This is a genomic window from Mycobacterium sp. Soil_C_30 (genome assembly GCF_057656995.1).
This window is the reverse complement of the sequence record NZ_JBDGJH010000002.1, coordinates 161,261-174,045: the sequence shown is the minus strand read 5'-3', so window position 1 is coordinate 174,045 and position 12,785 is coordinate 161,261. Positions and strand designations below refer to the sequence as shown.

Genomic DNA, 12,785 nt, shown 5'->3' with positions numbered 1-12,785 from the left:
CTGGCGAGGCACGAGCCAGGCGAAGGAGACCGGGCCCGACTGCCTGAGTCAGACTGTCTGCTGTGTTCGGACATGACAACCGCGAGCTCGCCGCGGTGTTCGCCGGCGGCGCGCTGGGGACTGTGGCCCGCGCGGTGCTGGCCACCGTCGCCGCGCCGCATCCGGACCAGTGGCCGTGGGCGACGTTCCTGGTCAACATCGTCGGCGCGTTCCTGCTCGGCTACTTCACCACCCGGCTGCTGGAACGGCTGCCGTTGTCCAGTTACCGCAGGCCACTGCTGGGCACCGGATTGTGCGGCGGGTTGACGACGTTCTCGACCATGCAGGTAGAGACGCTGCGGATGATCGAGCACCGGGAGTACGGCCTGGCAGCCGGGTACGTGGCGGCCAGCGTTGTCGCCGGCTTGGCAGCGGTGTACCTGGCGACCGCGCTGGTGCGACGGGCCCGGGTTCGGCCATGAGCGTGTGGGTGTGGGCTGGCGTGATGGTGCTCGGCGGCCTCGGCTCCGTCGCACGGTTCATGCTCGATCGCGCGGTCTCCCGCCGGGTCGGGCGCCCTTTCCCCTACGGCACACTCGCGGTCAACATCAGCGGCGCGCTGGTGCTGGGGTTCCTGGGCGGGCTGGTGCTCAGCCACGAGGCGGCGCTGCTGGCGGGTACCGCGTTCGTCGGCGCCTACACGACGTTCTCCACCTGGATGCTGGAAACGCATCGCCTGGCCGAGGAGCGCCAGATCTGGCCTGCGGTGAGCAATGTCGTGGTCAGTATCGCGCTCGGCATTCCTGCGGCGCTGCTGGGTCAATGGCTGGCGGGGTTCGTGTGAGTCGAGCGAGCGGAGGAAGCGCAGCGAGCGAGGCGACGCTGATTCTGACGGCGTACTTCGCCGAGCGGGAACGCGTTGCCGGCCGGTTCCTGGCCGAGGCGCTGCTCGATCTGTTCGAGCGACGCGGGGTGGCCACCAGCGTGATGCTGCGCGGTATCGCGAGCTTCGGTCCCACCAACATCGTCCGAAGCGACCGGTCGCTGAGCATGTCGGAGGACCCGCCCGTCACCATCACCGCCGTCGACACCGCCGATCGCCTCACCGCGGTGGCCGAGGAGGTGGCGACCATGACCGGCCGTGGGTTGATCACGCTGGAACGCGCGTCCCTGGACACCGTGCCGGGCGACCCGGTGCGGCTGTCGCTCTTTCTGTGCCGCCGGCAGACACCGGGGCACCTGGCCGTGACGGCGGTCCTGCACCGGCTCGGTTTCGGCGCGGCCGAGGTCTTCCTCGGGGTCGACGGTACCGTCGCCGGGCAGCGGCGGCGGGCCCGCTTCGTCAGCCGGAATGCCGATGTGCCACTGGTGGTTTCCGGCGTGGGCACCGCCGCGCAGGCCGGCCAGGCGATCACGGAGCTGCGCGCGATGCTGCCCGACGCTCACCTCGCCGCGGAACGGATCCGGATCTGCAAGGACGACGGCAGGATCCTGGCCGGGTGCGCCGAGCCGGGCGGGGCCGGGTACCGGAAGCTGACGGTGCGCACTGCCGAAGACACTCGGCAAGACGGGCAACCGGTGCACCGGGCGCTGATCCGGCGGCTGAAGGAATCCGGGGTGTCCAGTGGCGCGACGGCGTTGCGCGGGGTCTGGGGGTATCGCGACGGGCAACGCCCGCACGGTGACCGGTTCCTGCAGCTGGTGCGGCATGTGCCGGTGAGCACCGTGCTGATCGACACGGCGGACACCATCGCGGCCGTCTACCCGATTGTCGACGAGCTGACCGCGGACTCCGGGCTGGTCACCGTCGAGGCGGTGCCCGCGGTGCTTGCTCTGGATGGTGAGCACAGTCGCGGCAGCCTGGAGATCGGCTGACCTCAGCGCCCTCGGCGGGAGGTAAGCGTAGCCTTGCTTTACCTTGCGGTGTAACGTCCCACCGCATGGAGACGTCAACCCCGGAAGCGGTCAGTGCCGCCCTCGAGGAGATCCTGCGCGACGATTTGAACGTCGACACCAGCCGGGTGACCCGCGACTCGCGCCTCATCGACGACGTGGGTCTGGATTCGGTGGCGTTCGCCGTCGGGATGGTCGCCATCGAGGACAAGCTCGGCGTGGCACTCTCGGAGGAGGATCTGCTCTCCTGCGACACCGTGGGTGACCTGGAGGCCGCGATCCTGGCGAAGGTGCCGGCCGGCCAGTGAGTGTCCTCGCGACCGCACTGTCGCGGGCCATGACGGGGTCCACCGCCGATCTGGTGATACTGGACCGCCAAAGCGGGGACTGGGTCCGTCACCCGTGGCAGGAAGTACATGCCCGCGCCGAGAACATTGCCGAGCGCATACTCGAGGGCCCGGACGGTGCTGTCGGACTGGTCGGTGAACCGACCGTCGAATTCGTCTCCGGCATCCAGGGCGCCTGGCTGGCGGGTCGGAGTTTGTCCATCCTGCCCGGCCCGATCCGCGGCGCCGACGAGCAGCAGTGGGCCCATTCGACGGCCGAGCGCTTCGCCGGCATCGGCGTGCGGCAGGTGTTCAGCCACGGCACGTATCTGGAGTTGTTGCGCGCCAACGATTCCGGACTGACTGTGCACGACGTCGGCGCCGTGGGCCACCCCCGGCGTTCCACCACGCTGACTGCGCAGCCGACACCGATCGGGGTGCCGGCGGTCTTGCAGGGCACCGCGGGGTCCACCGGCACTCCGCGTACCGCCATGCTCTCGCCGGAAGCGGTGATGAACAACGTCAGCGGAGTGCTCGCGCACACCAGGACCGACCCCCGCAACGACGTCGGCTGCACCTGGCTGCCGCTGTATCACGACATGGGCCTGACGTTTCTGCTGACGGGCTTTTTCACCGGCGGCGAGATGTGGCTCGCGCCCACCTCGGCGTTCTCCGCATCGCCGTTCCGCTGGCTCACCTGGCTCTCGGACAGCCGCGCAAGCCTCACCGCCGCACCCAATTTCGCATATTCGGTACTCGGCAAGTACGCCCGCCGCATCCCCGATGTCGACCTGAGCCGACTGCGCTTCGCCCTCAACGGTGGTGAGCCGATCGACTGCGAGGGATTCCAGCTGTTCCTCACCGAGTTGGCCCGCTTTGGACTCGATCCGCATGCCGCGGCACCGTCCTACGGACTGGCCGAGTCCACCTGCGCGGTCACCTCCCCGAGGCCGGGCACCGGCCTGCTGTTCGACGAGATCCTCCATCCCACAACTGATTCCGTCCGCAGGCATGCGGTCTTGGGCGAGCCCATCCCCGGCATGGAACTGCGGGTCACCCCGACCGAACAATCCGAACGTTTCGGAGTCGGCGACCGCGGCATCGGTGAGGTCGAGATCCGCGGCACGTCGATGATGTCCGGCTATCTGGGTCAGGTACCCCTTGCTGAAGGTGAGTGGTTCCGCACTGGGGATCTCGGTTACCTCACCGATTCCGGCCTGGTGGTGTGCGGCCGGGTCAAGGAACTCATCACGGTGGCGGGCCGCAACATCTTCCCCAGCGAGGTCGAGAGCGTCGCCGCACAGGTACGCGGTGTCCGCGAAGGCGCGGTCGCGGCGGTGGCCGCCGACGGCGACTCCGCCAGGCCCGGGCTGATCATCGTCGCGGAGTTCCGTGGACCCGACGAGTCCGGCGCCAGAAGCGATCTCGTGCAGCGGGTGGCCTCGCAGTGCGGCGTGGTACCCGCCGACGTGGTGTTCCTGGCGCCCGGGTCCCTGCCGCGGACGTCATCGGGAAAGCTGCGGCGCCTGGAGATCAAGCAGAACCTGGAGGCAGTACGCGTATGACCGTGGCCGTCAACGCCGGCGATATCAACGCCTTCCGCGCACTCCTCGATGAGGTGTTCGACGACAAGATCGTCACGTGGACTGCGGAAGCCGAGGCTTCCGAGCGCTTCCCGCGCAAACTGATCGAACACCTGGGCACCAGCGGGGTGTTCCGCAGCAAGTGGGGCCCCGCGGGTGAACAGCATCCCGATGTGGCGAAATTGAACGAACTGGCCTTCAAGCTGGGCCATCTCGGTTCCGCCGGTATCGGTGTCGGGGTCAGCCTGCACGACTCGGCGATCGCACTGTTGCGCCGCTTCGGCAGGTCCGACCACCTCAAGTCCATCTGCGAACAGGCCATCGACGGTGAGGCGGTGCTGTGCATCGCGGCCTCCGAGGAATCGGGCGGCTCCGACCTGCAGATCGTCGAGACCGAGGTCCGTTCGGCGCGTGACGGTTACGAGATCCGCGGTGTCAAGAAGTTCGTCTCACTGTCCCCCATCGCCGACCACATCATGGTGGTCGCCCGCAGCGTCGATCACGACGCGACGAGCAGGCACGGCAACGTGTTGGTGATCGCGGTGCCCACCACGCAGGTGGAGGTCCAGGAACCGTGGCGCAAGGTGGGTGCCGGCCCGCTGGACACGGCGGCGGTGCATATCGACACCTGGGTGCCCGCCGACCATCTGGTCGCGCGGGCGGGAACCGGGCTGGCGGCCATCTCGTGGGGGCTGGCGCATGAACGCATGTCCGTGGCGGGACAGGTCGCCTCGTCGTGCCAACGGGTTCTCGGTGTGACCCATGCCCGCATGGTGCAACGCCGCCAGTTCGGCGCCACCCTGTTCGAGCACCAGGCCCTGCGGCTGCGGATGGCAGATCTGCAGGCCCGGGTGGACCTGTTGCGCCACGGGCTCAATGGCATTGCGGCACAAGGGCGGCTGGATCTTCGGGCCGCGGCCGCGGTGAAGGTGACGGCGGCCCGGCTCGGTGAGGAAGTGCTCTCGGAGTGCATGCACATCTTCGGCGGCTCGGGGTATCTGGTCGACGAGACCCCGCTGGGCCGGTGGTGGCGCGACATGAAGCTGGCGCGCGTAGGTGGCGGCACCGATGAGGTGTTGTGGGAGCTGGTGGCCGCGGCCATGAAACCGGACTTCGACGGCTACCACGAAATGATCGGCGGCGCAGCCCCGTAACGTCAGGCCGGACGGTTCATCGCGTAGAGCGCCATGCGCCGGTTCGACATCTGGTGCTCACCCAGGAAATCGCATTTCGCGAACTCGCACAGCCGCCGTGCGCCGCTGTTGCGGTGGTCGGGGTCGAACATGATGCGCCGGCACTGCGGCTCGATCTTGAACAGGCTTGCCGCCAAGCGCGGCAACAGGATCGGGCCGAATCCACGGTTGACGACGTTCAGATCCGCGATCGCCGCGTGCAGACCCAGATCCCAGGGGTCGGCGTCGTAGCGCGGGGCGATGGAATCCTTGGCCGCGCGGTAGACCTCGACGTAACCGTGGTCCTCGCCTTTGAAGCTGCCGATCAACGGTCGTGAGTACTCGCCGGCCAACTGCGCGCGCAGGTAGCCGTGCCACCAGTGCACCGGCCGGTCGTACTCCCATGCCTCCGCCAGATGGGGGCGGTTCATCCACTCCGAGATCATGGCGGCGTCGCGGTCAGGATCGACGAGCCGGATCGAGTAGGGCTCGGGCAGTTCCGGAATCGGTGGCGGCGGTACCGCACGAACCGCGTCTGAGATGTCCGTGAGCTCACGGGGCAGGATCGGCAGCACGTCAGTCATGGTGACCGCAGAGCCTACCGGAGCTGGTGAGGCTAGGGTTACCTAAACCCGGGCGTCAACCGCTTTGTCACGGTCGGCGAGCACCGTCAGCAGCACCACGGAATCCTCGTCGGCCGACAGCGCATGCCGCGCCGGCGGGATCACCACGAAATCGCCGGCCACGCCTTCACAACTGGTGTCGCCGACCCGCAGCCGGACACGCCCCTGCAGTACCTGCAGGGTGGCTTCACCGGGACTCTCGTGCTCACCCAGTTCCCGGCCCTGGATCAGCGCGATGACCGTCTGCCTCAGAAAGTGTTCCTGCCCGCCGTGGATCGTGCGCGCCGCGCGGCCCGATCCGGTACTGCGCGCAGCGGCCAGCAGTTCGTCGATGACGAGGTTGAGCGGTATCGACTGCATAGCGCCTCCTTGATTCGGGTGCTTGATCTACGTCGCTTCTGCCAGCAACAGGATGCCCGCTAGGAGCAGGGCTACCACCTTCACCACCTCGACACCGACGTAGCCGTGGTGGGCGCGGGAGCGGGGGCGTTCACCTCCGGCCAGGACGACATCCGACCTGCGCGTGAGCGCGGGCCGGATGAACACCAGCTGAACCGCCAGCGCTGCGGCGGCGACCAGCACCGGCACGGAGTTCGCCCGCGTCGCCGCCAGCACCAGCACTGCCAGAACCACCTCGCACCCATTGAGCGCGCGGAACACCAACCGCCCGATGCCCAGCCCCAGCGCCAGTGTCACCCCCGGCGCCCGGAACTTCAGCGGTGCTTCCAGGAACGAGATCGCCAGCACCATGCCCACCCACACGAACACGGCCGCGACAGCTACCGCCCACGCTGTGTCCACGGCGCCAGTCCAGCACCGGCCCGCATCCCGCGGCAAGGGCCCTCGGTCACCGTCGAAAAGGAAGGTCGTCCCCGTCGTGAGCAGCGGGTGACACTGTTTGCATGACCGATGACGCGGTGGCGACATTGCAACGCTGGCAGGACTGCGGCGGTGTGTGGCGGGTCCTCGACCGGAGCGGCGACCGGGTGACCGTAGGGCTGTACCGATGTGACGGGGGCGAGGAGATGGACCGGGTGATCTCCTCGGACCCGACGTTGCTCGAGTTCCTCGGTGGTCGAAATGGCAGTGATCTGTGACCTGAGCAAACGGATACACAGTTTGCGCAAACTGTTGATAGCCTGACCCCGGGAGCCACAGACTCGAGAAAGCGGGGACGTCTTGGTGCCCTTGATCCGCCGGTGGTGGAATCAGCCCGACCACTACGGATGGTTGTCCACCTACCTGACCGGCCTCGGCGCGCTTCCTGCCGCGCGGGTGGTCATGGTTCTCACCGTCGTGAGCCTGGGCGCGCTGCCGGTGACGCTGACGCTGAGCCCAGCCGGGCCACAGGGCGCCGTGAGCCGGGTGACCGCGGTAGCCATCGCGGTGTGCTGCGCGGCCCTGGCGTCGTTGTGGGTGACGCGCACCTGGCCGAGCAAACGCAGGTCCTCGCTGTTCGTCATCGTGTCGGCGTTGTGCATCTCGGCGGCGTGCCTGATCGTGGCCCCGCAGCCCGGGCTCACGTCGTGCACGGTGTTCGCCGCCATCGGCGGTTACATCGCCTTCTTCCACACCGCGCGGGTGATGATGGTCAACTTCCTGGTGGCGTTCGCGACGGCCGCGGTACTGGCCGCGCGCCTGGCCGGCACCGATGCGGTACTGGCCGTCGCGATGCTGGTGCTGGTCCTCGTCGCCAACATCTCGGTGCCGTTCACCTGCCAGGCCCTGATCCAGGTGCTGGGCATCGACGCGCTCAACTCACGTACCGATCCGCTGACCGGGCTGCTCAATCGCCGCGCGTTCTACCGGCAGGCCGGTGAGTTGGTGGATCACACGTCTGCCGGCGACACCCGGTTCCTGATGATCGCGATGGTCGATCTGGACAAGTTCAAAGTCCTCAACGACACCAAGGGCCACGCCGTGGGCGACCGCGCTCTGGTCTCGGTGGGCCGTGCGCTGCGTGACAGCACCCGCCGCTCGGCTGTGGTGGCCCGCGCCGGTGGTGAGGAATTCCTGATCGCCGATCTCATCACCGACGCCGACGCGGCGGCGCTGGCCGAACGGCTGCGGTTGGCAGTGGTGCGCACACCGTGGCGTCTGTCGGCGAGTATCGGCACGGTCACCGTCGCGGCGGCAGAGGTGCCGGCGCACGCGAGACCGGACGCGCTGGACAACCTGATCGCGGTCGCAGACGACGCGATGTACGAAGCCAAGCGCGCGGGGGGAAATCAGAGCCGCCACCGGACACTGGACGACATCGCCGAGGCGGATGTCGCCTGACCCCGCGCGGCCATCCCCTGGCGCTTCCCGGACAACCCCTCACCTTCGGCCGCAGCGCAGCAGCATCACGGCGCTGACGAACTGCCAGGCGATGATCGGGTACACCGACGCCCGCTCGACGAGACCCACGGGCTGGACTCCGCCGCCCACCGCGGCCAGACAGGCGATGCCCACCGCTCCCAACACCACACTCGTCCATCGGTACCCGCGGTGACAGGTCGAACGTCCCCCGAGAATGACGGCGGCATTTCCGCCGAGGATCGCCAGCGCGGCGCCGATCCCATGCCACGGCACCGCGGTGTGGAGGTGGCTGGGAAAGACGGCGATCATCACGTTGCCCACGGCGTTGACAGCGGCCGCGGCGACGAAGCCTCGCGAAGGCAGCGCCTCCCGGCCGGCGAACACCGCACCGAGCAGGAACAGCATCCCGTGAACCGCGAAGGCGCCGATGTTCATGACGGCGGCGGTGCCGAGGTCGCTGATGTAGTTCCCGGTATAGCTGTAGCCCGGCGAACGGGCGGCCGCCACCGCCTCACACACCAGGTACACGGTGGCGCCGACAAGCCAGCTGACGGCGGCGGCGCGTGCGGATGTCACCCACGTCTGGTACCCCATGAGCACCGTGGTTTCGTCATGACGAAAATGGGAACAGTCCCCGCACAGCCTGCACCATCGAAGGGATCCGTGTGACTCAGTCCGCCCGCCAGACCGGTTCACTGTGAGCAGCCGCCATCCCGACAAAGTAGTGGTGGTGGGCGCCGGCTTGTCCGGTTTGTCGGCAGCCATGCACCTGGCCGGCCGCGGCGTCGACGTCACCGTCGTCGAACGCGGCGACCATCCCGGCGGGCGGATGGGCCGCGCCGACATCAAGGGGTACCGGATCGACACGGGCCCGACAGTGCTCACCATGCCGGAGATCCTCGACGACGCCTTCGCCGCGCTGGGCGAGTCCACCGCCGACAGACTCGACTTGATGCGGGTGGCGCCCGCCTACCGAGCCTCGTTCGCCGACGGCACCGAACTCGACGTCCACAGCGACGCGCGTGCCATGACAGCCGAGATCGAGCGCTTCGCCGGTCACCGCGAAGCACAGGGTTATCTGCAGCTGCGTGAGTGGCTGACCCGGCTCTACCGCGTGGAGTTCGACGGGTTCATCGGCTCCAACTTCGAATCGCCGTTGTCCCTGGTGAACACGGATCTTGCTCGCCTGCTCGCCATCGGGGGATTCCGGCGCTGGGACAGCGTGGTCCGCCGGTTCATCGCCGACGAGCGCCTGCAGCGGGTGTTCACCTTCCAGGCGCTCTACGCGGGGGTGCCTCCTCAGCGCGCGCTGGCCGTCTACGCGGTGATCGCCTACATGGACACCGTGGCCGGGGTGTACTTCCCCCGCGGCGGCATGCGGGCGGTTCCCGACGCCATGGCGGCGGCGGCCACCGAAGCCGGGGTGAAGTTCCGCTACGGCGCCGCGGTGACGACACTGGCGCGGCACGGCGGCACGGTGACCTCGGTGGGCACCGACGACGGCGACCAGATCCCCGCGGACGCGGTGGTGCTGACCACGGAGCTGCCGGACACCTACCGGCTGCTCGGGCGCACACCGCGGCGGGTGCTGCCGCTGCGACCTGCGCCATCCGCGGTGGTGGCGCACATCGGTTGTCGCGCAAGCGATTCGACGCTGCCCCATCACAACATCCTGTTCGGTGGCGCATGGCGGAACACCTTCCGCGAGATCATCGAAGACGGACGCGTGATGTCCGACCCGTCGTTGCTGGTGACCCGCCCCACCGTCGGCGATCCGACACTGGCCCCGGAAGGTCGCGACCTGCTCTACGTCCTGGCGCCGGCACCCAATACCGAGGTCGGCACCGTCGACTGGGCCAAGATCGGCCCGTCCTACACCGAGCAGATGCTCGAGAAGGTGGCCGCTCGCCTGCCCGAGCTCGCCGACGACACCGAGGTCCTCGACGTCGTCGACCCCACCGACTGGGCTCGGCAGGGCATGGCAGCGGGGACGCCGTTCGCGCTGGCCCACACTTTCAGCCAGACGGGCCCGTTCCGGCCGGCCAACCGGGTGCGTGGTGTCGACAACGTGGTGCTGGCCGGATCATCGACGGTTCCCGGCGTTGGCGTGCCGACTGCCGTCATCTCTGGCAGGCTGGCTGCAGAACGCCTCACCGGCGCCCCCGTGCGCCGCAGACACACGGTGGTGGTGCGCTGATGATCGGTTCCGAACTCGACGCCGCCGGCGTCCGAGACCCGGTGCTGCGTGACGCCTACCGGTCGTGTCGCACCCTCAACGCCGAGCACGGTCGCACCTTCTTCCTCGCCACCCGGCTGCTGGCACCCGATCAGCGCCCCGCGGTACACGCGCTGTACGGCTTCGCCCGCCGCGCCGACGACATCCTCGACGATCTGGACTCACCGCTGAGTGTCGCCGAACGCGAAGACCGCCTGGAAAGCTTGCGATCTCAACTGTTCAACCGGCTGGTCAATGACGAGGCAGACGGCGACGACCCCGCTCTGTCGGCGGTGGTGCACTGCGCGCGCCGGTACCGCATCGGCTGGGACCTGTTCGACGATTTCCTCACCTCGATGAGGATGGACCTGACGATCACCGACTATCCGGACCGGCCTGCGCTCAAGCGCTACATGTACGGCTCCGCCGAGGTCATTGGTCTGCAGATGCTGCCGGTGCTCGGCACCGTCGGCCCGCGCGAGGAGGCCGCGCCCTACGCCGCCGCCCTCGGCGAAGCGTTCCAGCTCACCAATTTCATCCGCGATGTCGATGAAGACCTCGAGCGCGGGCGGGTTTACCTGCCCGCCGACGAACTCGCCGCCCACGGTGTGGACCGCGACCTGCTGCAGTGGTGTCACGACAACCGCGTCACGGACCCGCGGGTCCGGCGCGCGCTGGTGGAACAACTCGCGACCACCCGGGCGGTCTATGCCAAGGCCCGCGCCGGAATTCCGTTGTTGGCGGCCCGTTCTCGTCCCTGCATCACGGCGGCGCTGACGCTGTACTCGGAGATCTTGGACCGGGTGGAACAGCTGGATTTCACGGTCTTCAGTCAACGCGCCACGGTCGGCAACCGCAGACGTCTGCAGGTTGCGGGCGTGGGGCTACTCGACGCATGGCGGAGCCGGCGGCGCACCGGAAAGGTGTGAGCGAAGGTGCTGCATCGTATTGCTGGCGAAAGGCGGCAACCATCGTGAAACCTCGCACCAGCCTGCTCCGTCGCGCCTCCAAAGTGACGCCGTTCCAAGTACTTCCGCGTGCACGGTGGGCCGAGCAGCGGGCAACGTGGCGCGAAGCCGACCCGGCCCTCATCGACTCGGCACTGCAACGGGCGTTGCGCCGGCCCAGCGGCAACTGGTACGTGCTGGCGGCCAGCGCCGACATCCGGAACCGGCCGTTCAGCGCGACCGTCGGCGGGCGCGAACTCGTCGCGTGGCGCGATGATCACCAGCAGCTCCACGTCGCACCCGCGGCCTGTCCTCACCTCGGTGCCGACCTGTGCACCGCCGCCGTCGACCGCGGTGCACTGGTGTGCCCGTGGCACGGGTTACGGCTCACCGGTCACGCCCGGCCGGGCTGGACTCCGTATCCCGCACACGACGACGGTGTGCTCACCTGGGTCCGGCTCGATGATGTGGGTGGCGAAACCCCTACCGATGCACCGATTCTGCCGACGCGGCCGGCCGAACCCCGGATCTCTGCGGTCACGCGGCTCACCGGGGTGTGCGAACCGCGGGACGTGATCAGCAACCGTCTGGACCCGTGGCACGGGTCGTGGTTCCACCCGTATTCGTTCGCGGCGCTGGAGGTGCTCGACGCTCCCCCCGCCGAGGAGGACGTCGCCGAACATCTCGACCGCTTCGTCGTCTCGGTGACGTTCCACATCGGCCGGGTCGGTGTTCCGGTGATCGCTGAATTCACCTGTCCGGAGCCGCGCACCATCGTCATGCACATCGTCGAGGGCGAAGGCACCGGCAGCGTCGTGGAAACCCACGCCACGCCATTGGGCCCGGCCCCAGACGGGCGACCCCGCACCGCCGTCATCGAGGCCGTAATCGCGCACTCCGACCGGTCCGGATTCAAATACGCGCCCAAGGCATCGGCGGTCATGACGCCGTTCATGCGCTTGGCGGCCAACCGATTGTGGCGCGACGACCTGGTGTACGCCGAACGGGTGTACGCGTTGCGCACCCGCACCACCTGAGCGTCACCCGATCAGCGCCCCCTCCTCCAGAGCCCACGTCGCCGGCCCACACCATCAGAGAATCGCACGACTTGGCAAGAGCCGACCGGCCTGCTCTGCGGCCCACTTATCGGTATCCAGACTACCTACCTACTCTGGCTCTACCTCGCCCTCTACGCCCCCCTTATCCTCGCCCAACCCGCCTTCGCACTCACACTTTCCCCCCGCACCCGCTCCTTCGCCAACGGCCTCCTCGCCGCCGCGGCCGGCGCCACCACCCTCCTCACCGCCTACTACGTGTTGCTCAGCATCTTCGGTTAAACCACCACCACTCCCACCACCGCGACGCACCCCAAAACATCAACGGGGCCACCCACACGGCCCAACGAATCCAACTACCGCACAACACATCAACCCGCTCCATCACTTCACCCCGACACCGCCAAACCCACCACAGCGACCGAATCCAACCGACACCGCACCTTGGGACACCAAACCCACGAGGTACTCGACCTCACCCAGATCCCGACCACGCCGCCACCCGGACGACAGCCCGCCACGCAACCACACCACCATCACGATCACCACTGAACCCACTGCGAGCACCGAGACACGCACCAAAACGCGCCGCACCCGCAGCACCAATCCACCGTGGGCCCGGCTAAACGCAGCACGGCGGCCACAAACCGCATCCCCTACGCCTTCCCAACGGTCCCAACGCATCACACCT

The 12,785-nt window shown here is 68.3% G+C and carries 16 protein-coding genes; 11 read left to right on the top strand and 5 right to left on the bottom strand.

Features of this window, described 5'->3' with window-relative positions:
- The first annotated feature begins 62 nt into the window (after nucleotides 1–62).
- The 6 genes from crcB (AC3A6P_RS03770) to mbtN are packed head-to-tail and all read left to right on the top strand — an operon-like array spanning nucleotide 63 to nucleotide 4,935.
- Nucleotides 63–461, top strand: a complete 399-nt coding sequence (crcB, locus tag AC3A6P_RS03770) for a fluoride efflux transporter CrcB (protein WP_487688559.1) — start codon at nucleotides 63–65, stop codon at nucleotides 459–461.
- Nucleotides 458–823 (top strand): fluoride efflux transporter CrcB, encoded by a 366-nt coding sequence (gene crcB, locus AC3A6P_RS03765; protein WP_487688557.1) that lies wholly within the window; start codon nucleotides 458–460, stop codon nucleotides 821–823. The genes crcB (AC3A6P_RS03770) and crcB (AC3A6P_RS03765) overlap by 4 nt, the downstream gene beginning before the upstream one ends.
- Nucleotides 820–1,854 carry a DUF190 domain-containing protein gene (locus tag AC3A6P_RS03760; RefSeq protein ID WP_487688554.1) on the top strand — a complete coding sequence of 345 codons (1,035 nt, stop codon included), beginning with the start codon at nucleotides 820–822 and terminating at the stop codon, nucleotides 1,852–1,854. Before crcB (AC3A6P_RS03765) ends, AC3A6P_RS03760 begins: the two co-directional genes overlap by 4 nt.
- A complete protein-coding gene (locus AC3A6P_RS03755; RefSeq protein WP_487689368.1) occupies nucleotides 1,851–2,180 on the top strand; it encodes an acyl carrier protein in 330 nt (109 codons plus the stop codon). The genes AC3A6P_RS03760 and AC3A6P_RS03755 overlap by 4 nt, the downstream gene beginning before the upstream one ends.
- Nucleotides 2,177–3,763, top strand: a complete 1,587-nt coding sequence (gene mbtM, locus AC3A6P_RS03750) for a long-chain-fatty acid--ACP ligase MbtM (protein ID WP_487688552.1) — start codon at nucleotides 2,177–2,179, stop codon at nucleotides 3,761–3,763. Before AC3A6P_RS03755 ends, mbtM begins: the two co-directional genes overlap by 4 nt.
- Nucleotides 3,760–4,935 carry a mycobactin biosynthesis acyl-ACP dehydrogenase MbtN gene (gene mbtN, locus AC3A6P_RS03745; RefSeq protein ID WP_487688550.1) on the top strand — a complete coding sequence of 392 codons (1,176 nt, stop codon included), beginning with the start codon at nucleotides 3,760–3,762 and terminating at the stop codon, nucleotides 4,933–4,935. The genes mbtM and mbtN overlap by 4 nt, the downstream gene beginning before the upstream one ends.
- Nucleotides 4,936–4,937: 2 nt before the next feature.
- Here the strand turns inward: mbtN and AC3A6P_RS03740 are convergent, their stop codons facing one another.
- From AC3A6P_RS03740 to AC3A6P_RS03730, 3 genes are read right to left on the bottom strand one after another with little or no spacing between them, the layout of a single operon-like run.
- A complete protein-coding gene (locus AC3A6P_RS03740) occupies nucleotides 4,938–5,537 on the bottom strand; it encodes a GNAT family N-acetyltransferase (RefSeq protein ID WP_487688547.1) in 600 nt (199 codons plus the stop codon).
- Between the two features lie 42 nt (nucleotides 5,538–5,579).
- Nucleotides 5,580–5,936: a cupin domain-containing protein gene (locus tag AC3A6P_RS03735; protein ID WP_487688544.1), complete on the bottom strand. Its 357-nt coding sequence runs from the start codon at nucleotides 5,934–5,936 to the stop codon at nucleotides 5,580–5,582.
- Nucleotides 5,937–5,963: 27 nt separating this feature from the next.
- Nucleotides 5,964–6,326, bottom strand: a complete 363-nt coding sequence (locus tag AC3A6P_RS03730; protein WP_487689366.1) for a hypothetical protein — start codon at nucleotides 6,324–6,326, stop codon at nucleotides 5,964–5,966.
- A 152-nt stretch (nucleotides 6,327–6,478) separates the two neighbouring features.
- Here AC3A6P_RS03730 and AC3A6P_RS03725 point away from each other — a divergent pair, with 152 nt between their 5' ends.
- Both AC3A6P_RS03725 and AC3A6P_RS03720 read left to right on the top strand, forming a co-directional pair.
- Complete coding sequence (locus AC3A6P_RS03725; protein ID WP_487688542.1) at nucleotides 6,479–6,673, top strand: hypothetical protein; 195 nt, start codon at nucleotides 6,479–6,481, stop codon at nucleotides 6,671–6,673.
- A gap of 85 nt (nucleotides 6,674–6,758) precedes the next feature.
- Nucleotides 6,759–7,856: a GGDEF domain-containing protein gene (locus tag AC3A6P_RS03720; protein WP_487688539.1), complete on the top strand. Its 1,098-nt coding sequence runs from the start codon at nucleotides 6,759–6,761 to the stop codon at nucleotides 7,854–7,856.
- 39 nt (nucleotides 7,857–7,895) lie between these two features.
- Here AC3A6P_RS03720 and AC3A6P_RS03715 read toward each other — a convergent pair whose 3' ends face one another.
- Nucleotides 7,896–8,453: a DUF998 domain-containing protein gene (locus AC3A6P_RS03715; RefSeq protein ID WP_487688536.1), complete on the bottom strand. Its 558-nt coding sequence runs from the start codon at nucleotides 8,451–8,453 to the stop codon at nucleotides 7,896–7,898.
- A 121-nt stretch (nucleotides 8,454–8,574) separates the two neighbouring features.
- On the opposite strand from AC3A6P_RS03715, the gene crtI reads away from it, so the two are divergent.
- The 3 genes from crtI to AC3A6P_RS03700 are packed head-to-tail and all read left to right on the top strand — an operon-like array spanning nucleotide 8,575 to nucleotide 12,076.
- Nucleotides 8,575–10,074 carry a phytoene desaturase family protein gene (crtI, locus tag AC3A6P_RS03710; RefSeq protein ID WP_487688534.1) on the top strand — a complete coding sequence of 500 codons (1,500 nt, stop codon included), beginning with the start codon at nucleotides 8,575–8,577 and terminating at the stop codon, nucleotides 10,072–10,074.
- The gene (locus AC3A6P_RS03705) at nucleotides 10,074–11,021 is read left to right on the top strand and encodes a phytoene/squalene synthase family protein (protein ID WP_487688531.1); all 948 of its coding nucleotides are present in this window, start codon (nucleotides 10,074–10,076) and stop codon (nucleotides 11,019–11,021) included. Before crtI ends, AC3A6P_RS03705 begins: the two co-directional genes overlap by 1 nt.
- Nucleotides 11,022–11,065: 44 nt before the next feature.
- The gene (locus AC3A6P_RS03700; protein WP_487688529.1) at nucleotides 11,066–12,076 is read left to right on the top strand and encodes a Rieske (2Fe-2S) protein; all 1,011 of its coding nucleotides are present in this window, start codon (nucleotides 11,066–11,068) and stop codon (nucleotides 12,074–12,076) included.
- Between the two features lie 402 nt (nucleotides 12,077–12,478).
- On the opposite strand, the gene AC3A6P_RS03695 is transcribed toward AC3A6P_RS03700, so the two are convergent.
- Nucleotides 12,479–12,688 (bottom strand): hypothetical protein, encoded by a 210-nt coding sequence (locus tag AC3A6P_RS03695; protein WP_487688526.1) that lies wholly within the window; start codon nucleotides 12,686–12,688, stop codon nucleotides 12,479–12,481.
- Nucleotides 12,689–12,785: the final 97 nt, after the last annotated feature.